Source organism: Mesorhizobium loti R88b, assembly GCF_013170845.1.
In the GTDB taxonomy this organism is placed as follows: Bacteria; Pseudomonadota; Alphaproteobacteria; order Rhizobiales; family Rhizobiaceae; genus Mesorhizobium; species Mesorhizobium loti_B.
This window is the reverse complement of sequence record NZ_CP033367.1, coordinates 5,610,743-5,633,184: the sequence shown is the minus strand read 5'-3', so window position 1 is coordinate 5,633,184 and position 22,442 is coordinate 5,610,743. Positions and strand designations below refer to the sequence as shown.

Sequence of the window (22,442 nt, the reverse complement as noted above, 5' to 3'; positions counted from 1 at the left end):
CGAAGCCGCGCCGAGACAATCGTCCCGCCGCGATGCGGGAACAAATGCGATCGCCGGCAGGCCGCCGGCGTCACTTCTGGTTGATGAAGTCCTTGATGTTGGTGGTCATCGAATCCCAGTTCGAGAAATCTTCCTCGAGATTGGCCTTGGTGATGCCGCCGATGAAGCTGACATCCATCTTGAAGTTGGATCCGTCGCCGGAAAATGCCTTGACCCAGCGAAATTTCTTGTTCCACTCATTGGCCTGCTCGACCGTGAAGGCATCGGTGTAGCCCGAGGAAAACTGGATCGATTTGCACTTCTCGTGGTTTTCGCAGCCATAGAAGTAGATGACATACTTCATGCCTTCGAGCCGGCCGGAGACCATCGGATCGCCACCGTCGTCCTTGTCCAGCTTGGCCGAGCCATAACCCTTTGCAATGTCGAGAATTGCGTTGGGATCAGGTGCCGTGATGATTTCGGGATTGTCAGCCCAAGCAACAGAAACCGCGCCAGTCGAAATCAGACCCGCGGATAGAAGCAAAGAAAACGAGCGCATGATGATCCCCACCGCCAAAAAACCCGCATCCCCTGGGAATTGTGCGCCAGGATCGAGTTTTCCGCAAGCGTCCTGACGTCAGGGCAGGGCGGCGAAACCGTCGGCGAAGCCCTTGAGATCAACGGGAATGCCGATGCCTTCTTCCGGCGTCTGGAAGACGATGAAGGTGGCCGACGTGCCGGTCTTAAGCGTGTCGAGCAGCGGCTTTTCGAGGATCACTTCGGCATAGCAGCCGTCCTGGAAGCAGCGCACGAAATAGGCGCGGCCGATGTCCTTGCCGTCGACATTGAGGCCAAGCCCGTTAGGCAGGAGCACGCCGAGCGGCGCCAGCACCCGCAGGATCTCGGCCTTGTTGTCGGCGGTCCGCAGCACGACGACCGACAGCCCCATCTCCGGGCGATCCTCGGCGACGACATTCTGCATCATCACGCATTGTTCAGAAGTTGCACCGGCCGGCGTGTCGCAGATGATCGACCAGGCGCCGTGCGTCGAGCGCACCGTGCCGCTCGGCTGCGCGGCATTGGCCTGACTGGCGACCAACAGACCGGCCGCCGACAGGGCAACGACAAAAATGGCTTTCGCCAAGGTGCTCGAAAGCCCCAGTCTCGTACGCCCCAGTCTAGAAAGCCAAGAGTTCATGACGGCTCCATTGCGAATCACGGCACTTTAAGCCGCGCCAATGCCAAGTAAAGGACGAGACCGCGGCCGAACTGTCCCGAAACAGGCAATACGGCGCTTTTTCCCTGCCAAATTCGCCTGAATTACGACGCTTCGTCCACCCCGCCGGCGTGAGGCGGGTAGCTTGCCGGACATACGCGATTCGCCGCCGTCGCCACCGCCTCGGAAGAGCCGTGCCAGCTTGCGCGCAAAAATGCCGCACAGTTTCCTCCGCTCCTTTCTTGCGGAGGGAAAAAGAGTATGGTTTGAACCACCTTGAGACTGTCGGGATTCCCGTCCCGGCATTGTTCGTATTCTCGCGGGCACGGTCGCGAGAAACTGGGAGACGAAGAGGGCGATGAGAAAATTCCTAGCAAACGCCAAGTTTCTAGCCAGTGCTGGGGCTGCCACCGCGTTTTTCGCCGGCACATCCGCCCATGCCGATCAGCCCGTGCCGTGGGAGACGACCTTCCAGGCGCCGGCGACCGACATGATGCGGCAGATCGAGGCCTTCGGGAACTACACGATGTGGTTTGTCGTTCCGATCACCCTGTTGGTGCTGTTTCTTCTCGCCTATTGCATCTTCCGGTTTCGGGCGAGCGCCAATCCGGTGCCCGCCAAAACCAGCCACAACACGGCGATCGAAGTGATCTGGACGGTGGGACCTGTCGTCATCCTGCTTTTCATCGCAATTCCTTCGTTCAAGCTCCTGACCGCGCAGTATACGCCCGGGGAAGAGCCGAAGCTCACCGTCAAGGCGACCGGCAACCAGTGGAACTGGGATTACGAGTACCAGACGGACAACACGCTCACCTTCAATTCGGCCATTCTCCAGGATGGCGATCGCGCCAAGGCCGGCAAGGAAGACCGCAAGGTTTATCCACGCCTGCTCGCGGTTGACAACGAGCTGGTGGTGCCGGTCAACACGATGACGCGCGTGCTCGTCACCGCGACCGACGTGATCCATTCCTTTGCCATGCCGTCCTTTGGCATCAAGATGGACGCCGTTCCGGGGCGCACCAACGAAACCTGGTTCAAGGCGGAGAAGGAAGGCCTCTATTACGGTCAGTGCTCGCAGCTCTGCGGCAAGGACCACGCCTTCATGCCGATCGCCATTCGTGTCGTATCCGACACGCAGTTCAAGACCTGGCTGGCTGCGGCCAAGACCGATCTGCCAGGCGCCAACAAGACGCTCATGGCCGAAGTCGACGGCCAGAACAAGGTAGCGGCCGCCGGCAATTGATGTCGCGGGTTAGCAAGATTTAGGGAACGGAGCGGAACATGGCAGACGCTGCAGCTCACGACGGGCACGACCACAAGCCGTATCACGGCTGGGTGCGCTGGGTCTATTCGACCAACCATAAGGATATCGGCACGCTCTACCTGATCTTTGCGATCATGGCCGGTATCATCGGCGGTGCGCTGTCCGTTGCCATCCGCATGGAACTGCAGGAGCCCGGCATCCAGATCTTCAGCGGCCTGGCGCAGATGGTCTACGGCATGAACGGTGATGCCGCGATCGACGGCGGCAAGAGCATGTACAATGCCTTTGCCACCGCGCATGCGCTGATCATGATCTTCTTCATGGTCATGCCGGCGCTGATCGGCGGTTTCGCCAACTGGATGGTGCCGATCATGATCGGCGCCCCTGACATGGCGTTCCCGCGCATGAACAACATCTCGTTCTGGCTGCTGCCGCCGGCTTTCATCCTGCTGCTCACCTCGATGTTCATGCCGAGCGCACCGGGCGCCTATGGCGTCGGTGGCGGCTGGACGCTTTACCCGCCGCTGTCGACCTCGGGCCAGCCAGGACCGGCGATGGATCTGGCGATCCTGTCGATCCACATTGCCGGCGCCTCGTCGATCCTCGGCGCCATCAACTTCATCACCACCATCTTCAACATGCGCGCCCCCGGCATGACGCTGCACAAGATGCCGCTGTTTGCCTGGTCGGTCCTGGTCACCGCCTTCCTGCTGCTCCTGTCGTTGCCGGTTCTGGCCGGCGGCATCACCATGCTGCTCACCGACCGCAATTTCGGCACCACCTTCTTTGCTCCGGACGGCGGCGGCGACCCGATCCTGTTCCAGCACCTGTTCTGGTTCTTCGGTCACCCGGAAGTCTACATTCTGATCCTGCCGGGCTTCGGCATCATCAGCCATGTCATCTCGACCTTCTCGAAGAAGCCGGTTTTCGGCTATCTCGGCATGGCCTACGCCATGGTCGCGATCGGCGCCGTGGGCTTCATCGTCTGGGCGCACCACATGTATACGACCGGCCTGTCGCTCGACACGCAGCGCTATTTCGTCTTCGCCACCATGGTCATCGCGGTGCCGACGGGCGTGAAGATCTTCTCGTGGATCGCGACGATGTGGGGCGGATCGATCTCGTTCAAGACGCCGATGCTGTGGGCGCTGGGCTTCATCTTCCTGTTCACCATCGGCGGTGTCACCGGCGTTCAGCTCGCCAATGCCGGCCTCGACCGCTCGCTGCATGACACCTATTTCGTCATCGCCCACTTCCACTACGTGCTGTCGCTGGGCGCGGTGTTCGCCATCTTCGCCGGCTGGTACTACTGGTTCCCCAAGATGACCGGCTATATGTACTCGCCTGTTATCGCCAACACCCACTTCTGGGTCACCTTCGTCGGCGTCAATCTGATCTTCTTCCCGCAGCATTTCCTCGGCCTCGCCGGCATGCCGCGCCGCACGATCGACTATCCGGACGCGTTTGCCGGCTGGAACTACGTGTCGTCCATCGGCTCCTACATCTCGGCCGTCGGCGTGTTGATCTTCCTTTACTGCGTGTTCGAAGCCTTCCGGAAGAAGCGGATCGCCGGCGCCAATCCGTGGGGCGAGGGCGCAACGACGCTGGAATGGCAGCTGCCTTCGCCGCCGCCTTTCCACCAGTGGGAGCAGCTGCCGAAGATCAAGTAAGGCGGCAGCCTGTACGAAATCAAAACCGCCGGTTCGCCGGCGGTTTTGGCCAAACGGAATTATGGACTTGAGTACGCATGGCCCTAGTCGACGAAACCAGTATTGACGAAGCGGGCTTCCGCATGTCGGAAGCGACGGCGGGCGATTTCTTCGCCCTGCTGAAGCCGCGCGTCATGTCGCTGGTGGTGTTCACCGCCTTCGTCGGGCTGGTCGCGGCACCCGTGACGATCAATCCGCTGCTGGCGGTCATCGCCATCCTGGCTATTGCCATTGGCGCCGGCGCCTCGGGCGCGCTTAACATGTGGTACGACGCCGATATCGACGCGGTGATGACCAGGACGGCCAGCCGTCCAGTTCCGTCCGGCCGTATCCAGCCGCACGAGGCGCTGACCTTCGGCCTGGTGCTTTCCGTCCTGTCTGTGATGACGCTCGGCGTGCTGGTCAACTGGCTCTCCGCGACGCTGCTGGCCTTCACCATCTTCTTCTATGCCGTCGTCTACACGATGTGGCTGAAGCGCTGGACGCCGCAGAACATCGTGATTGGTGGCGCGGCCGGCGCCATCCCGCCGGTCATCGGCTGGGCCGCGGTGACCGGGTCGGTCAGCCTTGAGAGCATCGTCCTGTTCCTGATCATCTTCCTTTGGACGCCACCACATTTCTGGGCACTGGCACTGTTCAAGTCCGAGGATTATGCCCGAGCCGGTATCCCGATGATGCCGAATGTTGCTGGCCATGCGTCGACTCGCCGCCAGATTTTCGCCTATGCGCTGGTCTTGGCCCCGGTCGGAGTGCTGCCTTGGGTGCTCGGCTATACCACGCCGGTCTACGGCTTGGCCGCTGTGCTGCTTGGTGTTGGCTTTGTCTGGTATGCATGGAAAGTGCTCGGCATGGCCGATGATGATCGCGTCATGAAGCCGGCCAAGGCGCTATTTGCTTATTCGCTGCTCTATCTCTTCGCCATCTTCGCTGCCTACCTGGCCGACAGCGTCGTCGAACGTGCACTTGCCATGGGTGGGGCATGACCATGGTCGAGGAAAAGCTTGAGACGGTCACGCTGACCGATCGTCAGAAGAAAGCCCAGCGCAGCCGGTCCGTCGCAATAGGCTTGGCGCTGGCCGTGCTGGTCGTCATTTTCTACATCGCCACGATCATAAAGTTCGGCCACAATCTGGGCACGATGTGATGAGCGTCGAGATGTCCAAAAAGCCGGCCGGCAAGAACAGCAACGTCATCGTCGCGGCGGTCTGTCTTGCCTTCTTCACCGGCATGATCGGCATGGCCTATGCGGCCGTGCCGCTCTACAAGATGTTCTGCCAGGCGACCGGTTATGGCGGCACGACGCAACGCGCCGAGAAGCAATATGCCGGCCGCGTGCTCGACCGTGAGATCACGGTGCGCTTCGACGCCAATATTGCCGGCGTACCGTGGGAGTTCCAGCCGGTCCAGCGCTCGATGACGATGAAGATCGGCGAGACGGTGCAGGCGCATTACCAGGCGACCAACAAATTCGATCGCCCCGTTACCGGCCGCGCCACCTTCAACGTGCAGCCGGAATTGGCGGGGCCGTACTTCAACAAGGTCGAGTGCTTCTGCTTCACCGACACCTCGCTGAAGCCCGGCGAGACGCTGGACATGCCGGTCCTCTTCTACGTGGACCCCGATATCGTGAATGTGCCGGAACTGAAGGACGTGAAGACGATTACCCTGTCCTATACGATGTTCCCGGTCGAGAAGACCAAGCCGGTCGCCTCCTCGGAGCCGGTCCCAGGCAACAGCAAGACAATTTCCAATACCGAAGCAAATCTCGGGGGTTGATATGGCAGACGCGCACGCAAAACCACAGCATGACTATCATCTCGTCGACCCCAGCCCATGGCCTTTCCTGGGCTCGGTAGGAGCGCTCGTCATGGCCTTCGGCGGTGTCGCGCTGATGGAGTACCTGAAGGGTGGCACTTTTCCGATCTTCGGCTTCAATATCGCCAACCCGTGGCTGTTCTTCATCGGCCTGGTGATCGTGCTCTACACCATGTTTGCCTGGTGGTCGGACACGATCAAGGAAGCGCATGAGGGTCACCATACGCGGGTCGTGTCGCTGCACCTGCGCTATGGTATGATCATGTTCATCGCCTCGGAGGTGATGTTCTTCGTTGCCTGGTTCTGGGCCTATTTCGATGCCAGCCTTTTCGCCGGCGAGGCACAGAACTACGCGCGCGCCACATTCACCGGTGGCGTCTGGCCGCCGAAGGGCATGGAGGTTCTCGATCCCTTCCATTTGCCGCTCTACAACACCATCATCCTGCTTTTGTCGGGCACCACGGTCACCTGGGCGCACCATTCGCTCATTCATGGCGATCGCAAGGGCCTGATCAACGGCCTGGTGCTGACCGTCGGCCTGGGCATGCTGTTCACCATGGTGCAGGCCTACGAGTACATGCACGCTCCGTTCGGCTTCAAGGATTCCATCTACGGCGCCACCTTCTTCATGGCCACCGGCTTCCACGGTTTCCATGTCATCATCGGCACCATCTTCCTGCTGGTCTGCCTAGTCCGGGCGATGAAGGGCGATTTCACGCCCAAGCAGCATTTCGGCTTCGAGGCGGCCGCCTGGTACTGGCACTTCGTCGACGTGGTCTGGCTGTTCCTGTTTGCCTCGATCTATGTCTGGGGATCGGTCGGCGCGGTGATCGAAGGCCACTGATCCGGCCGTAGGATTTCGATTTCGGGAGGGCGGCCGCGGCGACGTGGCCGCCTTCTTCTTTTCGGCGCAATGATTGCCGATCGATTGCTGATGCGGCTGACGATCTCCTGGGCGATTTGCGCATTCATCCTCCTGGCACACCCGGCCCTTGCGGCTGAGAAAGTGGATCTGGGCGGAACGCCGGCTGGAGTTGATCGGCGACGGCAAGGTCCTGCGGACTTACAGCATTGCGCTCGGCGGGGATCCTGTCGGCCACAAGCATCAGGAGGGCGACCAGCGCACGCCCGAGGGGCGCTATATGCTCGACTGGCGCAACCCCAATAGCATCGCGCACAGATCGATCCACATCTCCTATCCCAATGCCGACGATCTCGCCGCTGCCAAGGCTCGCAATGTCGACGCAGGTGGCATGATCATGATCCACGGCCAGCCCAATCGTTTCGGCTGGTGGAGCGGGCTGCTTCAATTGGTCGACTGGACCGATGGCTGCATTGCCGTTACGGACTCCGACATGGACGAAATCTGGGCAATGGTGGCCGATGGCACGCCAATAGAGATCGAGCGGTAGGCCATGGGCGACGACGCTTCCATGCGTGAAGACAAGGCGATCTGGCCTCCGATCGATCCGATTTCGGCTGGGCTGCATGGCCGTTGCCCGCGTTGCGGCGAGGGGCGGTTGTTTTCCGGCTTCCTCACCGTTGGCAAGCGCTGCACCAATTGCGGCCTCGACTATTCCTTCGCCGATGCCGGCGATGGACCGGCGGTCTTCGTCATCCTGATCATCGGCTTCATCATCGTCGGCCTGGCGCTCTGGGTTGACGTGACGCTGAGCCCGCCGCTCTGGCTGCATCTGCTGGTCTGGGTCCCGCTGGCCGTGGTGCTATGCCTGACGGCACTGAGGCTGATCAAGGGCGTGTTGCTCACCCTGCAATATGCCAACAAGGCGGCCGAAGGCCGGCTGGATCACGGCGAATGAGCGAGGCATCCATCAAAACTGGCGGCGGTTCGCGGCCAAGGACAGCATTGCTGCTCGGCCTTGGTCTTGTGCTGCTGGTCATCCTGTTGGCGCTCGGCACCTGGCAGGTCCAGCGCCTGCACTGGAAGGAAGGTCTTCTGCAGACCATCGACCAGCGCACCCATTCGCCACCGCTGCCGCTGGCAGAGGTTGAGAAAGAATTCGCTGCCTCGGGAGACGTCGACTACACGCCGGTCACGGTCTCCGGCATCTTCCTGCATTCCGGCGAACGGCATTTCTATTCGACCTGGGAAGGCGAGGCCGGCTTCAACGTCTATACGCCGCTGGCGCTGGACGATGGCCGTTACGTGCTGATCAATCGCGGCTTCATACCCTATGACCTCAAGGATGCCGCCAGGCGCTCGAAAGGGCAGGTGACGGGGAGGGTGACAATCACCGGGCTCGCGCGCAATCCGCTGCCGGCAAAGCCGTCGATGATGCTGCCCGACAATGACGTGGCCAAGAACATCTTCTACTGGAAGGACCGCGACGTGATGGCGGCGAGCGCCGGGCTGCTGGCCGGGTTCACGCTGGTGCCGATCTTCATCGATGCCGACAAGACGCCCAATCCCGGCGGTCTGCCGGTCGGAGGCGTCACCATCATCGACCTGCCGAACAGCCATCTGCAATATGCCGTCACCTGGTATGGGCTCGCCGCGGCGCTCGCCGCCGTGCTCATCCTGCGGCTTCGCGGTCCCGCGAAAAAGGAATGACCGCTAGCAGCATCCTTCACAGGGCCGGCCCTTGACAGGACAGGGGTAGGCATCTCATTTCGGCGCTGACGAACCGGCCAGGATTTAATGCTTCAGACAATCACCAAGCCTCCGCTGACGATCCGGCTCTGCCAGCCGCGCGGTTTTTGCGCAGGCGTCGACCGCGCCATTCAGATCGTCGTGCTGGCGCTGAAGAAATATGGCGCGCCGGTCTATGTCCGCCACGAGATCGTGCACAACCGCTATGTCGTCGAAGGGCTGCAGAGCCTGGGCGCGGTCTTCATCGAGGAGCTTTCCGAGATCCCGGCCGAGCACCGGCAGTCGCCGGTCGTCTTCTCGGCGCATGGCGTGCCGAAATCGGTGCCGGCGGATGCGCAGGCGCGCAACCTGTTCTATCTCGACGCCACCTGTCCGCTGGTGTCCAAGGTCCATAAGCAGGCGATGCGCCATCAGCGGCTTGGCCGCCATGTGCTGTTGATCGGCCATGCCGGACATCCCGAGGTGATCGGCACAATGGGCCAATTGCCGGAAGGCGCTGTCACGCTGGTCGAGACCGAAGCCGATGCCGCCACGCTCGAGCCCGCCGACCCGCAGGCCCTCGGCTTCGTCACCCAGACCACGCTGTCGGTCGAGGACACCGCCGGCATCATCCGCGCGCTGAAGGACCGCTTTCCAGCCCTGCAGGCTCCGGCGGCGGAATCGATCTGCTACGCCACCACCAACCGCCAGGAAGCGGTCAAGGATACCGCCCCGGGCGCTGATCTCTATCTGATCGTCGGTGCCCCCAATTCCTCTAACTCGCGGCGTCTTGTCGAAGTGGCGGAGCGTGCAGGTGCCAAGATGTCGCTTCTCGTACAGCGCGCCGCCGAGATTCCGTGGAATGACATCGGCAACATTTCGACCCTCGGCCTGTCGGCAGGGGCATCGGCGCCGGAGATCATCGTCGACGAGATCATCGACGCGTTCCGCCAACGCTTCGATGTCACCATCGACCTGGCCATCACGGCCACCGAAACGGAGGATTTTCCGGTCATGCGGGTACTGCGCGATGTCGAACTGACGCCGGCCGACATGGCCTTCGTCAACGGAGCCGCGTAAGGCACATGGCCGTCTATACCGACGTTGCCGAAGGCGAACTCGGCGCATTCCTGAAGCACTATCCGGTCGGCGATCTCCTGTCCTACAAGGGCATCGCTGAAGGCACCGAGAATTCGAATTTTTTGCTGCACACTTCGACCGGTTCCTACATCCTGACCCTCTATGAAAAGCGCGTCGAGAAGGCGGATCTGCCGTTTTTCCTCGGGCTGATGGGCCATCTCGCCAACAAGGGTGTGTCCTGCCCGCTGCCGGTGACCGCGCATGACGGCAGCGTCATCGGCACACTCGCTGGCCGCCCGGCGGTCATCATCACCTTCCTTGAAGGGCTCTCGCTGCGGCGCCCGACGGCAACGCATTGTGCCGAGGTCGGTAAAGCTTTGGCCGCCCTGCACCTGGCCGGTGCCGATTTTTCCATGACCCGTCCCAACGCACTCGCCATCGACGGCTGGCGCAAGCTTTGGGACGCATCCCGCGACCGAGCCGACGAGGTCGAGCCTGGGCTGGCGGCCGAGGTCGACGCCGATTTTTTGGACCTTGAGCGGAACTGGCCGAAGGACCTTCCGGCGGGCATCATCCATGCCGATCTTTTCCCGGACAATGTCTTCTTCCTCGGCGAAAAGCTGTCCGGCCTGATCGATTTCTATTTCGCCTGCGACGACCTCTACGCCTATGATGTCGCTACCTGCCTCAACGCCTGGTGCTTCGAGAAGGACTTTTCCTTCAACCTCACCAAGGGCAAGGCGTTGCTTGAGAGCTATCAGAGCGTGCGTCCGCTGAGCGATCAGGAAAAGGCGGCATTGCCGATGCTGGCGCGCGGCTCGGCGCTGCGCTTCATGTTGACCCGGCTCTATGACTGGCTCACCGTGCCCGAGGGCGGCCTGGTCATGAAGCGCGATCCGACCGAGTACATCAGACGGATCCGTTTTCACCGGGCGATCAAATCTGCTTCGGAATATGGGTTAGCATGAGCAAACAGGTTGAAATCTTCACCGACGGCGCCTGCTCGGGCAATCCCGGCCCTGGCGGCTGGGGTGCCATCCTGCGCTTCAACGGCACCACCAAGGAGCTTTCCGGCGGTGAAGCCGAGACGACCAACAACCGCATGGAACTGCTGGCGGCCATTTCGGCGCTGAATGCGCTGAAGGAGCCTTGCACCGTCGAGCTTCATACCGACAGCAAATATGTCATGGACGGCATTTCCAAGTGGATTCATGGCTGGAAGAAGAACGGCTGGAAGACCGCCGACAAGAAGCCGGTCAAGAACGGCGAGCTGTGGCAGGCACTTGATGAAGCCAACAAGCGCCACAAGGTCACCTGGAACTGGGTCAAGGGCCATGCCGGCCATGCCGAGAACGAACGCGCCGACGAGCTCGCGCGCGAAGGCATGGCGCCATTCAAGAAAGGCTCTTTCAAGCCTGCGGTTGCAGCGCCAAAGCCGGATCTCCAGGCAAAGCAGCCGCTTGCCACCAAGGCGCGTCGTTCGACCCAGAGCTATTGAAGTCCTGCTTCGCGGCCCTCGACTGGCGGGAGACATCTGTCATGCCGATCGCCTACTACATCACCCATCCCCAGGTTCAGATGGATGCCGCGATTCCCGTGCCGGAATGGGGGCTGTCCGACGTCGGCCGAGCGAGAGCCTTTGCCATGCTCGATCAACCATGGGTCGGGCCGATCCGGCGCATCTTTTCATCGGCTGAACGCAAGGCGATAGACACCGCCGAGATTCTCGCAAGGCATCTCCGCCTTGCAGTCGAAGTGAGGGACAAAATGCATGAGAATGACCGCTCCGCGACGGGCTTCCTGCCGCCGCCGGAGTTCGAGGCGGTCGCCGACCAGTTCTTCGCCAATCCGCACAAAAGCATTCGCGGCTGGGAGCGGGCGATCGATGCGCAGCAGCGCATTGTGAGCGAGGTCGAGGCCGTGCTCGGCGCTGATGAGGCCGGAGACATAGCCTTTGTCGGCCATGGAGGCGTAGGAACGCTCCTGCTGCTGTCTCTCAGCGGACGGGAGATAAGCCGCGCAGCGGATCAGCCCGCGGGCGGCGGCAACTATTTTGCTTACGATATCGCCACGCGCCGCCTTATCCATGGATGGCGGCCGGTCGACATGCGGCCGACCTGAGCGGCTTAGAACCTCAGCGGATCAGCAGCGCCGTGCCCCAAAGCCCGAGCGCGAACACTGTGTGCGAGACCAGGTTGAGCGCCCGGATCTGCATGGGATTGGGTCGCTTCGAGGCTGCCCATCCGGCGCCCAGGCCCGGCGCCAGCAGGAACCAGCCGGCACCGACGGTGACGATGCCGAGGATGAAGGCCGGCAGGAAGGTCGGCGCAGCCAGCCAGCCAGCTCCGGCCACCAGGACCAGGATGATGCCGTAGACGATGCCGACGAAATAGTGAAACGCCCAGCCGAGCGACACTTCATGGGCATAGGGCACCGCATCGCCGATATCGTCGTGAAAAACCTTGTCGCGGAGGTGCCAGACCCAGCGTCCGACCGGTCCCCAGTTCGGCCGTGGCTGGCCGAACGCCTTGTGCAGGAAGACTGCCCAGAGGTCCACCAGCACCGTGGCGCCGATGCCGATCGCGATGGCGCGCCAGGCGATATCGAACATCGAGGTCAGATCTGTTCGAGAATCTTGGCGGCGCTCGACTCGACGGCCTGGCCCGGGCTGCCTTCGATGTTGAGCGTGGTCACATTGCCATTGTCGACGATCATCGAAAAACGCTTTGAGCGCTGCCCCAGGCCACCGGCCGAGAGATCGACATCGAGGCCGACCGCCTTGGCGAAATCGCCATTGCCATCGGCGAGGAACAGGATCTTGCCTTCACCGCCGGTGAAGCGCGCCCAGGCGCCCATGACATGGACGTCGTTGACCGAAACGACGGCAATGGTGTCGATGCCGCGCGCCAGGATGGCGTCGTGGTTTTCGAGATAGCCGGGCAAATGGTTGTTGCTGCAAGTCGGCGTGAAGGCGCCGGGAACGCCGAACAGAACCACCTTCTTGCCCGGGAAAATCTCGGCCGAGGTGATCGCCTTGGCGCCATCGGCGGTCATCGTCTTGAAGGTTGCCTCGGGCAGCTTGTCGCCAACGGAAATGGTCATGAGTTCCTCGCTTGGAGAATGGGAAGGATGTGTGCTTGCGTAGCGAACTCGGCGTCGTCCTGCAACCGTCCGGACAAGCTGGATCAAGGGAAAGGCAAAAGCCCTTCGACTGCGCCTGACGAACTGGTCAGCGTATAGTGAAGTCCGCCATCCGTGGGCGTTGTCGACGGTCGATCGAGGATCGGCACGGTGAAGATCAGCTTGCCGTCCTTTTCGCTGCGAACCGGAGCACCGAACATGTAGTCCCGCTCGCCGGCGACAAAGAAATCCGCCGCTTCGGACGCGCCAGGAAAGCTCGCCTCGACAACCAGCGTCTCGTGATCACCCGGTAGCACATTGATGCCGAAATCGGGCTTTGCCGGCGCCGGCAGCGCCGTGAAAGCAGCCTTCACCAATGCCGCGTCGTCGGCATTGTCCGGGTCGGAAGTGGGGTCGACGGTCAGCCGTGTCTGCACGGGAATGCAGATCGTTTCGCAAATACCGAGAAAGATGTCGGCATCGATGACAGCCGGTTGGTTCGGCGTCGCCAGCGTGAATGTCACGGGCAGCGAAACCGGATAATTGTAACCTGCCCATTTGCCATAACCGTCATCATGGCGCTGGGGCGCTGGAAAAGAGAGCGCTGCACCGGCGATGTTGGTGCTGGGTGAAATGTCGAGCTGCGGCGGCACACCGGCGTCGCCCGGATCGCGCCAATAGGTCTTCCAGCCGGGCTTCAGGGCGATGTCGAGAACGCCCAGGATGCGGCCGGCAGCATCGGGTTTGCCTGTTGTCACCAGCCGGACCTTGCCGCCTTCGCTGTTGTACCAGGCGGACGATGAGGCATGGGCGGGAAGGATGGTTGCCGGTCCGAGCGCGGCGCCGAGCAACAGGATTTTCAAGCTTTGCATGGCGGTGATTTGATCGTCCGTTCGTGGCTTCGCAATGATTTCATGGCGATGCCGATATCATATTTGCGTGACCCTTGCGGACAAACAAGTGCGGGGCTGGCGCCATGGGCTTTGGTCGAATCCGCTGCAGTGCATCTTTTCGACGCCCGGGAAACGCGTTACCCTCCCAACCATGGATTTGTTGCGCCATAAGAAGACAGCCGCCGGACGCGGCTTTCTCGACGATCAGTTCCTGATTGCCATGCCCGGCATGAAGGACGACCGTTTCACGCGCTCGGTCATCTACATCTGCGCCCACAGCGATGAAGGCGCGATGGGCCTGATCATCAACCAGACACAGCAGATGCTGTTTCCGGACCTATTGGTGCAGCTCGGCATCATGAACGAGCAGGAGGCGATCCGCCTGCCGGCGCAGGCGCGTGATTTCGTCGTGCGCAATGGCGGGCCTGTCGATCGCAGCCGAGGCTTCGTCCTGCATTCTGGCGACTATCGCGTGGAATCGTCGCTGACTGTCTCCGAGGACATCTGCCTGACCGCGACCGTCGACATATTGCGCGCCATCTCGTCGGGCCGCGGCCCCCGCCGCGCGCTGATGGCGCTCGGTTATTCCGGTTGGGGCGCCGGCCAGCTTGAAACCGAGATCGCCGAGAATGGCTGGCTGACCTGCCCGGCCAGCCCCGAGCTTCTGTTCGACGCCGACATCGAGCGCAAATACGATCGGATTCTGGCCTCGATCGGCATCGATCTCGCTCATTTGAGCCTGGCGGCCGGACACGCTTGACCCATCAGGCCGACGCAGAGGCCGTTTCGAAACTCGCTCATGCGAGTCATATGATGGTGATTTCGAGAACCGGAGCGGAGGGTACTTTTGGTACGTGAGCACCGGAAGCGCAGAAAGCGCCATCAGATGGCCGCAGGAGTAGAGTTTCCAAACGGCCTCTAAGCCTGCGTCAGCGGGTACTGCTCCTTCAACGTCTTCAGCACCTGATCGGCGGGCATCGGCGCGCCGAACATGAAGCTTTGCACATATTCGCAACCCATCTGGCGCAGTTCCAGGGCATCGCGTTCGTCCGATATGCCCTCGGCGACCACCGACAGGCCGAGTTCATGCGCCATGTTGACCATGGATTTGAGCAGCACGGCGCGCTTGGGTGTGCTGTCGTCGACAAAACTCTTATCGATCTTGATCGTGTCGAACGGAAACCTCGTCAGATAGGCGAGCGATGAATAGCCGGTGCCGAAATCGTCCAGCGACAGTCCGATGCCGAGCTGCTTCAGCTTGGTCAGCACATGAGCGGTCTGTTCCGGATTGTCCATGACCAGGGATTCTGTGAGTTCGAGCCGGAAGCAGCGCGGCTTCAGATTGGCGCGTGCGATGACCGAGCGGACGTCGCTGACCAGATCGCGGCGGATGAGCTGGCGGCTGGACAAATTTACCGAGACCGACAGCGGCGCATCGCCAATCTGCTTTTGCCATCCGGCGAGATCCTCGGCCGCCTGTTGCATGGCAAACAGTCCAAGCTGCACGATCAGCCCGCAGCTTTCGGCGACCGGGATGAAATCGGCCGGCGGGATCATGCCGCGGCGCGGATGGTCCCAGCGCAGCAAGGCTTCGAAGCCCGCAACGCTGCCGTCCTCCAGCCGAACGATCGGCTGGTAGGCCAGCGTGAATTCGCGCCGCTCGATGGCGCGCCGCAGGTCGGATTCAAACTGCAGCCGGTCGGTACCAACGGTGCGGAAAGCCGGGCGGAACGGCTCGATCCTGTCGCCACCAAAACGCTTGGCCTGGTGCATGGCGAGCTCGGCGTCCTTGACCATGTCCTCGGCCGACATTTGCGGCGAATTCCAGGTGATCAGGCCGATCGACGCGGTCAGCACGATCTCGCGCTTGGCAAAGGTGATCGGATTGTTGATGGCGTGCTTGATGGCATCGGCCACGCCGGCGATGCGAGCCGGGTCCTGTTCGGAGAGCAGCATCAGCGCGAATTGGTCGCCGGCAAAGCGAGACAGCGAATCCTTCGGCTTGAGCAAGCGGTGCAAGCGGCGCGCAATGGTGAGCAGAATGGTGTCGCCGGCCGAGATGCCGAGCCCATCGTTGACCTGCTTGAAGCGGTCGATGTCGATGACGAAGACGGTCGGGCGCACCTTCTCTTCGGTGCGGGCGATCGAGATGATCGCCTCCAGCCGGTTCATCAAAAGTTCGCGGTTCGGCAGCCCGGTCAGATTGTCGTGCACGGCGTCGTGCAGCAGCCGCTCCTCGGACTTCTTCTGCTCGGTGACATCGACCATGGTGCCGACGCAGCGGATGACCTCACCGTCGGATCCGATTACCGGGCGTGCGCGCAGCGAAAACCAGTGATAATGCCCGTCGGCGCCGCGCAGGCGGAAGTTCTGCGACACCCTGCCGCGCCGGTGTTCAAGCACCACGTCGAGCGTCGTGCGGAAGGTGTCGCGGTCGTCGGCGTGCAGCACCGGCAGCCAGTTGCGCGCAGCGCCCCCAAGGCTGTTGGGCGCCAGGCCCAGCTGGATGCTGACATCGGGCTTGGTCACCACGCGGTCGCGCAGCACGTCCCAGTCCCACACCGTGTCGCCCGATCCGGCTACCGCCAGCGCCTGCCGTTCAAGGTCGGAGAACAGGCCTTGATGCAGCGCACCGCCGGCAAAGGCGTGCTGCATGACGGTGAAGCCGATCAACAGGATGATCAGGATCAGCCCGCCGCCGAGCGCCGGCTGGGCGATGTCATTGTCGAGCATGCCGGTGATCGCCATCCACGACCCGCATAGCCACAACAGCACCATGACCCAACTGGGCACCAGCATGATGGCGCGGTCATAGCCACGCAGGCCGAGGAAGATGATCAGGCCGAGCCCGGTGAAGGCGGTGGCGGCAAACGAGATGCGGGCGATGCCGGCGGCCACCGCCGGATCGACAATGGCGACGCCGGCAATCAGCACCAGCCCAAGAATCCAGACCAGCGCGCCATAGCTGAAATGGCCGTGCCATCGGTTGAGGTTGAGATAGGCAAACAGGAACACCACAAAGGTCGCCGCAAGCGCCACCTCCGTTCCTGCTCGCCACATCTGCTCATTGCCGGGCGAGATCTCGATAACCTTGTTGAGGAAGCCGAAATCGACGCAGATATAGGCAAGCACCGCCCAGGCAAGTGCGGCGGTCGCCGGGAACATGGAGGTCCCCTTGACCACGAAAAGGATGGTCAGGAACAGCGCCAAAAGGCCGGCAATGCCGATGACGATGCCGCGAAACAGAGTGTAGGAATTGACCGAATCCTTGTAGGATTCCGGGTCCCACAGATAAACCTGGGGCAGCTTAGGCGAGGCAAGCTCGGCGATGAAGGTGATCACCGTGCCGGGGTTCAGCGTCACCCGGAACACGTCGGCATCGGGGCTGGTCTGGCGGTCGAGCGCGAAGCCTTCGCTGGGCGTGATCGCTGCCAGGCGGGTCGAGCCGAGATCGGGCCAGAAGATGCCGGAATTCACCAGCCGGAAATGCGGCGCCACGATCAGCCGGTCGAGCTGCTGGTCAGTGGTGTTGGCGAGTGCGAACACCGCCCAGTCGCCGGTCGATCGCGCATCCTTCGCCTCGACCTCGATGCGCCGCACGATGCCGTCCGGCCCAGGTGCGGTCGATACCTGGAAATTGTCGCCCTGGTTTCGATAGATCTCGACGGCACCCGACAGGTCGAGCGCGATGTCGTCGCGGGCAATCTTGATCGGCTCAACGGCAAAGGCCGACGAAGCCGCGCATAGCGTCACGATTGCCGCGAGGACAAAGGCGAAAAGCGGCCCGTTTCGCAGGAAATTCGTCAAAAATCAGTCCTTCGTTCCCGCGCCGCCCAGCGGATCGTCCGCGATCCGGGCGTAGAGGTAGTGGTCCTGCCAGATGCCGTTGATCCTGAGATAGGATCGTAAGAGTCCTTCGCGCCGGAATCCGGCTTTTTCAAGCACGCGGATCGACCTGATATTGTCGGGAATACAGGCCGCTTCGATCCGGTGCAACCTCAGCGTATCGAAAGCGAAGCGGGCTACGACCTTGACCGCGTCGGTCATCAGGCCGCGGCCGCCGAAACGCTCGCCGATCCAGTAGCCGACATGGCCGCTTTGCGAGACGCCGTGGCGTATGTTGCCGAGCGTGATGCCGCCCGCCAATTTGCCGCTCGACTTCTCGAAGATGAAGAAGGCGATCGCCGTTCCCTGCGCATAGTCTTCGCGGTAGCGGCTGATGCGCAGCCGCCATGCCGTGCGGTCGAGCTCGTCGGGGGTCCAGCGTGGCTCCCACGGCTCCAGGAAGGCGCGGCTTTCGCCGCGCACCGTCGACCATTCACGGTAGTCATTGGTGAATGGCACACGCAACGTGACGAGGTTGCCCTTCAGCGCCGGCAGGTCACGGCGAAAGAAAGGGAGCGCGAACACGACGCTTTGGGGACTTAGACGGCGAGCCTGCGGGCCGTGGTCTGCGTGCCCGGAAGCGAATCGAGGATCGCTTCATATGGTGCCAGCGTACCCACAGGCCCGACAGCGGTAAGCGTCGGCTTGGTCGAGAACATCCGCGACGACAGGTCGGTCAGCCGCTCGATCGTCAGCGCCGACAGGCGCTCCATCAATTCCTCCTTGGCGATCGGCCGGCCGAACAAAAGCAGCTGCCGCGCAATCTGCGAGGCGCGGCTGGCCGGGCTTTCGGCGGACATGATCAGCCCCGCACGATACTGGGCGCGCGCCCGGTCGAGTTCTTCCTGCAGGATATTTTCGCCGGCCTTCTGCAATTCATCGATGATGACGGGAACCAGCTCGGCGATGTCGCTCTGGCCCGTCGCGGCATGGACGCCGAAGATGCCGGTGTCGGAAAAGCCCCAGTGGAAGGCATAGACCGAGTAACACAGGCCGCGCTTTTCGCGGACTTCCTGGAACAGGCGCGATGACATGCCGCCGCCGAGGATCATCGACAGCACCTGCGAGGCGTAGAAGTCGCGCACATGGTAGGCGCGGCCTTCGAAGCCCAGCACGATCTGTGCGTCCATCAGGTCGCGGTCCTCGCGGAAATCGCCGCCTACATATTGCGCGTATTGCGGGATGGTGCTGTCGGCCTTGCTGCGGAAGCCGCCAAGTTGCTTCTCCACTTCGCGCACGAAATTGTCGTGCTTGATGTCGCCGGCAGCCACGATGACCATCCGTTCGGCGCCATATTGGCGTTCGATGAAATCGTGCAACTGTTTCGAAGTGAAGGATTTGACCGTCTCGGGCGTGCCCAGGATCGAGCGGCCGATGGTCTGGTGGCGAAAGGCCGTCTCGGTGAAACGGTCGAACACGATATCGTCTGGCGTATCGTGCGCGGCGCCGATCTCCTGCAGGATCACGTGCTGCTCGCGTTCGAGTTCCTGCGGGTCGAATTCGGATTCCTGCAGAATGTCGGCGAGAATATCCACCGCCAACGGGACGTCGTCGGACAACACCCGGGCATAGTAGGAGGTGGTCTCGACGCTGGTGGCGGCATTGATCTCGCCACCGACATCCTCGATTTCCGAGGCGATCTCGAACGCCGTTCGCCGCTTCGTACCCTTGAACGCCATGTGCTCGAGCAGATGGGCCATGCCATGCTCGTCGTCGCGTTCATTGCGGGCGCCGGACTTGACCCAGGCACCCAAGGCAACCGATTCGATACTTGGAAGGGTTTCGGTGGCGACTGTCAGGCCGTTCGACAGACGGCTTACCTCAACACCCATATGGCTCGTACTCCCTAACGCGCCGCCCGCGCGCGGCGGCTGACGTAATCTTCCACCATTTTCAGGTCAGATGGAAGTACCGTGTATTTTTCCTCAAATGTCATCAATCCACCTAGCCATGCGGGCAGGGCTGGCGACACCCCGCAGGCGGCCTCCACGGCGGCCGGGAATTTTGCCGGGTGCGCCGTGCCCAGCACCACCATGGGAACAGCGCCCGATGCTTTGCCGGCCGCCACATGCATGGCCGCCGCGGTATGCGGATCAAGCAGGTAGTTGCTGCCCGCGAGTGTCGAGCGGATGGTGGCGGCGACCTCGTCCATATCGGCGCGGCCGGCGTCGAATTCGGACCGCATCCCATTGATTTCACGGGCTTCAATGGTGAAGGCCCCGGACTGCTTCAGGCCATCCATGTAGCGCCGCACGGTCGCCGCGTCGCGGTTTGAGGCCTCGAACAGCAGGCGTTCGAAGTTCGACGACACCTGGATGTCCATCGATGGCGAGGTTGTCGCGAAGACGCCCTTGGTGCGGTATTCGCCTGTGGCGAAGGTGCGCGCCAATATGTCGTTGTCGTTGGTGGCGATGACCAGCCGTTCGATCGGCAGGCCCATCTTCTTGGCGGCGTAGCCGGCGAAGATATCGCCGAAATTGCCGGTCGGAACGGTGAAGGATACAGGCCTGTCCGGCGCGCCGAGCGACAATGCCGAGGAGAAATAATAGACGATCTGGGCCATGATGCGGGCCCAGTTGATGGAATTGACCCCCGACAACGCCACCCGGTCACGGAAGGCATGGTCGTTGAACATGTCCTTGAGCAGGCCCTGGCAGTCGTCGAAATTGCCCTCGATCGCCAGCGCATGGACGTTTTCAGCCTTCGACGTCGTCATCTGCCGCTGCTGCACCGGCGAAACGCGGCCATGCGGGAACAGGATGAAGATGTCGGTGCGGCTGCGTCCAGCAAAGGCGTCGATAGCCGCGCCACCAGTATCGCCCGACGTCGCGCCGACGATAGTGGCGTGCTGGTCGCGTTCGGCAAGCACATGGTCCATCAGCCGGGCGAGCAACTGCATCGCCACGTCCTTGAAGGCCAGCGTCGGCCCATGGAACAGTTCGAGGACAAAAATGTTGGGACCGGTCTGGACCAGTGGGCAGACGGCCTCGTGGCGGAACGTGGCATAGGCTTCGCGCACCAGGCGTTCGAAGACCGGCGCTGCGATTTCGCCGCCAAGGAACGGCGACAGCACGCGGATGGCGAGATCGGGATAGGCAAGGCCGCGCATGGCGCGAATCTCGGAAGTTGAAAACTGCGGCCATTCGCGCGGCACGTAAAGCCCGCCGTCGCGCGCCAGGCCCGCCAGCACGGCATCGGAAAATCCAAGCGCGGGTGCTTCCCCGCGGGTACTCACATATTGCATGTCACAGATCCGTTCGAAGCTTGGCTTTCCGTTCACCACAAGGTGGTTAATTTCTGCGCTGGCTCAGTCGCATTTTTGCCGCGCCGTTGATATACGTCACCAGCTTTGCGAGAGGGAAGTGGGAGTTTCATGGCGTTTCGTACATCAAGTGGTCGCTTTTTGGCGGGTCTTGCGCTCACGGGCTTTATGCTCGCCGCCGCCGGCTGCCAATCGGGCGACAATGGCATCCTGAACCTCGGCTTGGGCGGCAAGAAGGATCCGACCGCGCCGCCACCTCCGCAGGATCCCAAGGTACTGGCCAGCCAGTTGAATGCCTATTGCCCCAGGGTGACGGTCCGGGACGGCACGGCATTCTTCAACACCATGGCCAAGGAAGTCCAGAAGCCCAAGGCGAAGTCGAAGCCGATGCACAAGCCGAGGAACAAGGCTGAAGCCGAGCAACAGGCGCAGGAGGCACAGGCGCAGGCCGCGGCGGATGCCGCCGCCGCCGCGGCGGCGCCCGATGAGTCGGTGAACATCATCTACCAGGCATCGATCAGCGATGTGACCCGCGACTGCAGCCGCGCCGACGGGCAGTTGACGATGAAGATCGCGGTCGCCGGCAAGATCGTGCCCGGACCGAAGTTCTCGCCCGGCACCATCACCATGCCGATCCGCACAGCGGTGATGCACGGCACCGACGTGCTTTATTCGCAGATCCACCAGTATCAGGTTCAGGTCACCGATCCCTCGGTCGCCACCCAGTTCGTCTTCACCGACTCCAACATCGTCGTGCCGGCACCGACGGCGGCGGACTATCAGGCCTATGCCGGATATGACGAGACCGCGCCAAAGGCGACGACGGACAAGCCGAAGAAGACGCACCGCAAGAAGGCCGCGGCGACAAACTAACCTCGGTGTTTCAGGAGCAGCGTGCGTCCAAACGCACGTTGCTCAGGCGTCGGCCGACCACTCCGACAGCGCCGCGATCACGCTTTTCAGCTCTGCCCAGCGGCGAATGACCGTTTCGGCGCCTGCCTCGGTCAGCGCATCGGCATGGCCGGGATAGCTGTGGCTGGCGCCGGTGAAGCCGATGACGCGCATGCCGGCTGCCCTTGCGCCCGCGACGCCGTGCACCGAATCCTCGATGACAAAAGTGTTCGCCGGCTTGGCATTGAGTTTTTCCGCCGCGAGCAGGAACACGTCCGGGGCAGGCTTGGTCTTTTTGCTCGGTATCTCCAGGGCCGAGAAGATACGGCCGGCGAAAAACGGCAGCAGATGCACCTTCTCCAGCATGAATTCTATCCGCTCCGAGCGTGAGTTGGAGCAGATGCAGCGCTGTGTCGTGACCGAGGCCACGGCTTCGCGCACGCCCTCGATGGCACGAACGTCGCTGCGCAGCTTGCGGTCGACCAGCTCTTCGGCACGGTCGATCAGCGACGCCTGGAACGGGATCTTGGACTTCTCCTCGATCCGCATCAGGATGTCCTTGAACGTCAGTCCCGCATAGGTCTCGGCAATCTCCTCGGCCGAGATTTCGTATCCGGCGAGCGTGATCAGCTCAGCCTCGACCCGCGCGGCGATGATTTCGGAATCGACGAGCACGCCGTCGCAATCGAAGATGACAAGGTCTGGCTGGGGCATGGTGATCCGGAACAAGGAGGATGA

24 protein-coding genes and 1 pseudogene are annotated in these 22,442 nt (G+C 62.1%); 15 read left to right on the top strand and 10 right to left on the bottom strand.

Features of this window, described 5'->3' with window-relative positions; translation table 11 throughout:
- Positions 1 to 70 precede the first annotated feature (70 nt).
- On the bottom strand, positions 71 to 538 hold the full coding sequence (locus EB235_RS27625) for a YbjN domain-containing protein (protein WP_027034227.1): 468 nt from the start codon (positions 536 to 538) through the stop codon (positions 71 to 73).
- Positions 539 to 616: 78 nt separating this feature from the next.
- Complete coding sequence (locus EB235_RS27620) at positions 617 to 1,177, bottom strand: invasion associated locus B family protein (protein WP_027034228.1); 561 nt, start codon at positions 1,175 to 1,177, stop codon at positions 617 to 619.
- 376 nt (positions 1,178 to 1,553) lie between these two features.
- On the opposite strand from EB235_RS27620, the gene coxB reads away from it, so the two are divergent.
- From coxB to EB235_RS27555, 13 genes and pseudogenes are all read left to right on the top strand, one after another.
- Positions 1,554 to 2,438: a cytochrome c oxidase subunit II gene (gene coxB, locus EB235_RS27615; RefSeq protein WP_027034229.1), complete on the top strand. Its 885-nt coding sequence runs from the start codon at positions 1,554 to 1,556 to the stop codon at positions 2,436 to 2,438.
- 38 nt (positions 2,439 to 2,476) lie between these two features.
- The gene (gene ctaD / locus EB235_RS27610) at positions 2,477 to 4,129 is read left to right on the top strand and encodes a cytochrome c oxidase subunit I (RefSeq protein ID WP_027034230.1); all 1,653 of its coding nucleotides are present in this window, start codon (positions 2,477 to 2,479) and stop codon (positions 4,127 to 4,129) included.
- 77 nt (positions 4,130 to 4,206) lie between these two features.
- Positions 4,207 to 5,151 (top strand): heme o synthase, encoded by a 945-nt coding sequence (locus tag EB235_RS27605; protein WP_027034231.1) that lies wholly within the window; start codon positions 4,207 to 4,209, stop codon positions 5,149 to 5,151.
- Positions 5,148 to 5,312 carry a hypothetical protein gene (locus tag EB235_RS27600; RefSeq protein WP_027034232.1) on the top strand — a complete coding sequence of 55 codons (165 nt, stop codon included), beginning with the start codon at positions 5,148 to 5,150 and terminating at the stop codon, positions 5,310 to 5,312. Before EB235_RS27605 ends, EB235_RS27600 begins: the two co-directional genes overlap by 4 nt.
- Positions 5,312 to 5,944: a cytochrome c oxidase assembly protein gene (locus EB235_RS27595; RefSeq protein WP_027034233.1), complete on the top strand. Its 633-nt coding sequence runs from the start codon at positions 5,312 to 5,314 to the stop codon at positions 5,942 to 5,944. Before EB235_RS27600 ends, EB235_RS27595 begins: the two co-directional genes overlap by 1 nt.
- A gap of 1 nt (position 5,945) precedes the next feature.
- On the top strand, positions 5,946 to 6,827 hold the full coding sequence (locus EB235_RS27590; RefSeq protein ID WP_027034234.1) for a cytochrome c oxidase subunit 3: 882 nt from the start codon (positions 5,946 to 5,948) through the stop codon (positions 6,825 to 6,827).
- A 90-nt stretch (positions 6,828 to 6,917) separates the two neighbouring features.
- Positions 6,918 to 7,395: pseudogene (locus tag EB235_RS27585) on the top strand (L,D-transpeptidase family protein).
- Positions 7,396 to 7,416: 21 nt separating this feature from the next.
- Positions 7,417 to 7,803: a DUF983 domain-containing protein gene (locus EB235_RS27580; RefSeq protein WP_027034235.1), complete on the top strand. Its 387-nt coding sequence runs from the start codon at positions 7,417 to 7,419 to the stop codon at positions 7,801 to 7,803.
- Positions 7,800 to 8,555, top strand: a complete 756-nt coding sequence (locus tag EB235_RS27575; RefSeq protein WP_027034236.1) for an SURF1 family protein — start codon at positions 7,800 to 7,802, stop codon at positions 8,553 to 8,555. Before EB235_RS27580 ends, EB235_RS27575 begins: the two co-directional genes overlap by 4 nt.
- Before the next feature lie 87 nt (positions 8,556 to 8,642).
- Positions 8,643 to 9,653, top strand: a complete 1,011-nt coding sequence (gene ispH / locus EB235_RS27570) for a 4-hydroxy-3-methylbut-2-enyl diphosphate reductase (RefSeq protein ID WP_027034237.1) — start codon at positions 8,643 to 8,645, stop codon at positions 9,651 to 9,653.
- 5 nt (positions 9,654 to 9,658) lie between these two features.
- Complete coding sequence (locus tag EB235_RS27565; RefSeq protein ID WP_027034238.1) at positions 9,659 to 10,621, top strand: homoserine kinase; 963 nt, start codon at positions 9,659 to 9,661, stop codon at positions 10,619 to 10,621.
- Positions 10,618 to 11,151 (top strand): ribonuclease HI, encoded by a 534-nt coding sequence (gene rnhA, locus EB235_RS27560; RefSeq protein ID WP_027034239.1) that lies wholly within the window; start codon positions 10,618 to 10,620, stop codon positions 11,149 to 11,151. The genes EB235_RS27565 and rnhA overlap by 4 nt, the downstream gene beginning before the upstream one ends.
- A gap of 41 nt (positions 11,152 to 11,192) precedes the next feature.
- The gene (locus EB235_RS27555) at positions 11,193 to 11,774 is read left to right on the top strand and encodes a histidine phosphatase family protein (RefSeq protein WP_027034240.1); all 582 of its coding nucleotides are present in this window, start codon (positions 11,193 to 11,195) and stop codon (positions 11,772 to 11,774) included.
- Positions 11,775 to 11,787: 13 nt separating this feature from the next.
- Here EB235_RS27555 and EB235_RS27550 read toward each other — a convergent pair whose 3' ends face one another.
- From EB235_RS27550 to EB235_RS27540, 3 genes are all read right to left on the bottom strand, one after another.
- Entirely contained in the window at positions 11,788 to 12,264 is a 477-nt protein-coding gene (locus tag EB235_RS27550; RefSeq protein WP_027034241.1) for a DUF2938 domain-containing protein, read from the bottom strand.
- Between the two features lie 5 nt (positions 12,265 to 12,269).
- Positions 12,270 to 12,755, bottom strand: a complete 486-nt coding sequence (locus EB235_RS27545) for a peroxiredoxin (protein ID WP_027034242.1) — start codon at positions 12,753 to 12,755, stop codon at positions 12,270 to 12,272.
- Positions 12,756 to 12,838: 83 nt separating this feature from the next.
- Positions 12,839 to 13,645, bottom strand: coding sequence for a protein-disulfide reductase DsbD domain-containing protein (locus tag EB235_RS27540; protein WP_027034243.1), 807 nt, complete (start codon positions 13,643 to 13,645; stop codon positions 12,839 to 12,841).
- Positions 13,646 to 13,817: 172 nt separating this feature from the next.
- Between EB235_RS27540 and EB235_RS27535 the strand changes: the two genes are divergently transcribed.
- Positions 13,818 to 14,426, top strand: a complete 609-nt coding sequence (locus EB235_RS27535) for a YqgE/AlgH family protein (protein ID WP_027034244.1) — start codon at positions 13,818 to 13,820, stop codon at positions 14,424 to 14,426.
- Between the two features lie 158 nt (positions 14,427 to 14,584).
- Here EB235_RS27535 and EB235_RS27530 read toward each other — a convergent pair whose 3' ends face one another.
- Genes EB235_RS27530 through thrC form a run of 4 tightly spaced genes read right to left on the bottom strand, consistent with a single transcriptional unit; the run spans position 14,585 to position 20,795 of the window.
- Entirely contained in the window at positions 14,585 to 17,473 is a 2,889-nt protein-coding gene (locus EB235_RS27530) for an EAL domain-containing protein (protein WP_027034245.1), read from the bottom strand.
- A gap of 3 nt (positions 17,474 to 17,476) precedes the next feature.
- Positions 17,477 to 18,076: a GNAT family N-acetyltransferase gene (locus EB235_RS27525; RefSeq protein ID WP_027034246.1), complete on the bottom strand. Its 600-nt coding sequence runs from the start codon at positions 18,074 to 18,076 to the stop codon at positions 17,477 to 17,479.
- Between the two features lie 14 nt (positions 18,077 to 18,090).
- Entirely contained in the window at positions 18,091 to 19,383 is a 1,293-nt protein-coding gene (locus EB235_RS27520; protein WP_027034247.1) for a M16 family metallopeptidase, read from the bottom strand.
- A gap of 14 nt (positions 19,384 to 19,397) precedes the next feature.
- A complete protein-coding gene (gene thrC, locus EB235_RS27515) occupies positions 19,398 to 20,795 on the bottom strand; it encodes a threonine synthase (RefSeq protein ID WP_027034248.1) in 1,398 nt (465 codons plus the stop codon).
- Between the two features lie 129 nt (positions 20,796 to 20,924).
- Between thrC and EB235_RS27510 the strand changes: the two genes are divergently transcribed.
- Positions 20,925 to 21,686 carry a hypothetical protein gene (locus tag EB235_RS27510; protein ID WP_027034249.1) on the top strand — a complete coding sequence of 254 codons (762 nt, stop codon included), beginning with the start codon at positions 20,925 to 20,927 and terminating at the stop codon, positions 21,684 to 21,686.
- A gap of 42 nt (positions 21,687 to 21,728) precedes the next feature.
- On the opposite strand, the gene EB235_RS27505 is transcribed toward EB235_RS27510, so the two are convergent.
- Positions 21,729 to 22,418 carry an HAD family hydrolase gene (locus tag EB235_RS27505; RefSeq protein ID WP_027034250.1) on the bottom strand — a complete coding sequence of 230 codons (690 nt, stop codon included), beginning with the start codon at positions 22,416 to 22,418 and terminating at the stop codon, positions 21,729 to 21,731.
- Positions 22,419 to 22,442 lie beyond the last annotated feature (24 nt).

Excerpts from the sequence above, each read along its gene's own strand:
- ctaD (WP_027034230.1), top strand. The coding sequence starts at position 2,477 with ATGGCAGACGCTGCAGCTCACGACGGGCACGACCACAAGCCGTATCAC.
- EB235_RS27545 (WP_027034242.1), bottom strand. The coding sequence starts at position 12,755 with ATGACCATTTCCGTTGGCGACAAGCTGCCCGAGGCAACCTTCAAGACG.
- EB235_RS27520 (WP_027034247.1), bottom strand. The coding sequence starts at position 19,383 with ATGGGTGTTGAGGTAAGCCGTCTGTCGAACGGCCTGACAGTCGCCACC.
- EB235_RS27555 (WP_027034240.1), top strand. The coding sequence starts at position 11,193 with ATGCCGATCGCCTACTACATCACCCATCCCCAGGTTCAGATGGATGCC.
- EB235_RS27550 (WP_027034241.1), bottom strand. The coding sequence starts at position 12,264 with ATGTTCGATATCGCCTGGCGCGCCATCGCGATCGGCATCGGCGCCACG.
- EB235_RS27575 (WP_027034236.1), top strand. The coding sequence starts at position 7,800 with ATGAGCGAGGCATCCATCAAAACTGGCGGCGGTTCGCGGCCAAGGACA.
- EB235_RS27605 (WP_027034231.1), top strand. The coding sequence starts at position 4,207 with ATGGCCCTAGTCGACGAAACCAGTATTGACGAAGCGGGCTTCCGCATG.
- rnhA (WP_027034239.1), top strand. The coding sequence starts at position 10,618 with ATGAGCAAACAGGTTGAAATCTTCACCGACGGCGCCTGCTCGGGCAAT.
- EB235_RS27510 (WP_027034249.1), top strand. The coding sequence starts at position 20,925 with ATGGCGTTTCGTACATCAAGTGGTCGCTTTTTGGCGGGTCTTGCGCTC.
- EB235_RS27565 (WP_027034238.1), top strand. The coding sequence starts at position 9,659 with ATGGCCGTCTATACCGACGTTGCCGAAGGCGAACTCGGCGCATTCCTG.
- EB235_RS27535 (WP_027034244.1), top strand. The coding sequence starts at position 13,818 with ATGGATTTGTTGCGCCATAAGAAGACAGCCGCCGGACGCGGCTTTCTC.
- EB235_RS27580 (WP_027034235.1), top strand. The coding sequence starts at position 7,417 with ATGCGTGAAGACAAGGCGATCTGGCCTCCGATCGATCCGATTTCGGCT.
- coxB (WP_027034229.1), top strand. The coding sequence starts at position 1,554 with ATGAGAAAATTCCTAGCAAACGCCAAGTTTCTAGCCAGTGCTGGGGCT.
- EB235_RS27600 (WP_027034232.1), top strand. The coding sequence starts at position 5,148 with ATGACCATGGTCGAGGAAAAGCTTGAGACGGTCACGCTGACCGATCGT.
- ispH (WP_027034237.1), top strand. The coding sequence starts at position 8,643 with ATGCTTCAGACAATCACCAAGCCTCCGCTGACGATCCGGCTCTGCCAG.
- EB235_RS27540 (WP_027034243.1), bottom strand. The coding sequence starts at position 13,645 with ATGCAAAGCTTGAAAATCCTGTTGCTCGGCGCCGCGCTCGGACCGGCA.
- thrC (WP_027034248.1), bottom strand. The coding sequence starts at position 20,795 with ATGCAATATGTGAGTACCCGCGGGGAAGCACCCGCGCTTGGATTTTCC.
- EB235_RS27505 (WP_027034250.1), bottom strand. The coding sequence starts at position 22,418 with ATGCCCCAGCCAGACCTTGTCATCTTCGATTGCGACGGCGTGCTCGTC.
- EB235_RS27590 (WP_027034234.1), top strand. The coding sequence starts at position 5,946 with ATGGCAGACGCGCACGCAAAACCACAGCATGACTATCATCTCGTCGAC.
- EB235_RS27595 (WP_027034233.1), top strand. The coding sequence starts at position 5,312 with ATGAGCGTCGAGATGTCCAAAAAGCCGGCCGGCAAGAACAGCAACGTC.
- EB235_RS27620 (WP_027034228.1), bottom strand. The coding sequence starts at position 1,177 with ATGAACTCTTGGCTTTCTAGACTGGGGCGTACGAGACTGGGGCTTTCG.
- EB235_RS27625 (WP_027034227.1), bottom strand. The coding sequence starts at position 538 with ATGCGCTCGTTTTCTTTGCTTCTATCCGCGGGTCTGATTTCGACTGGC.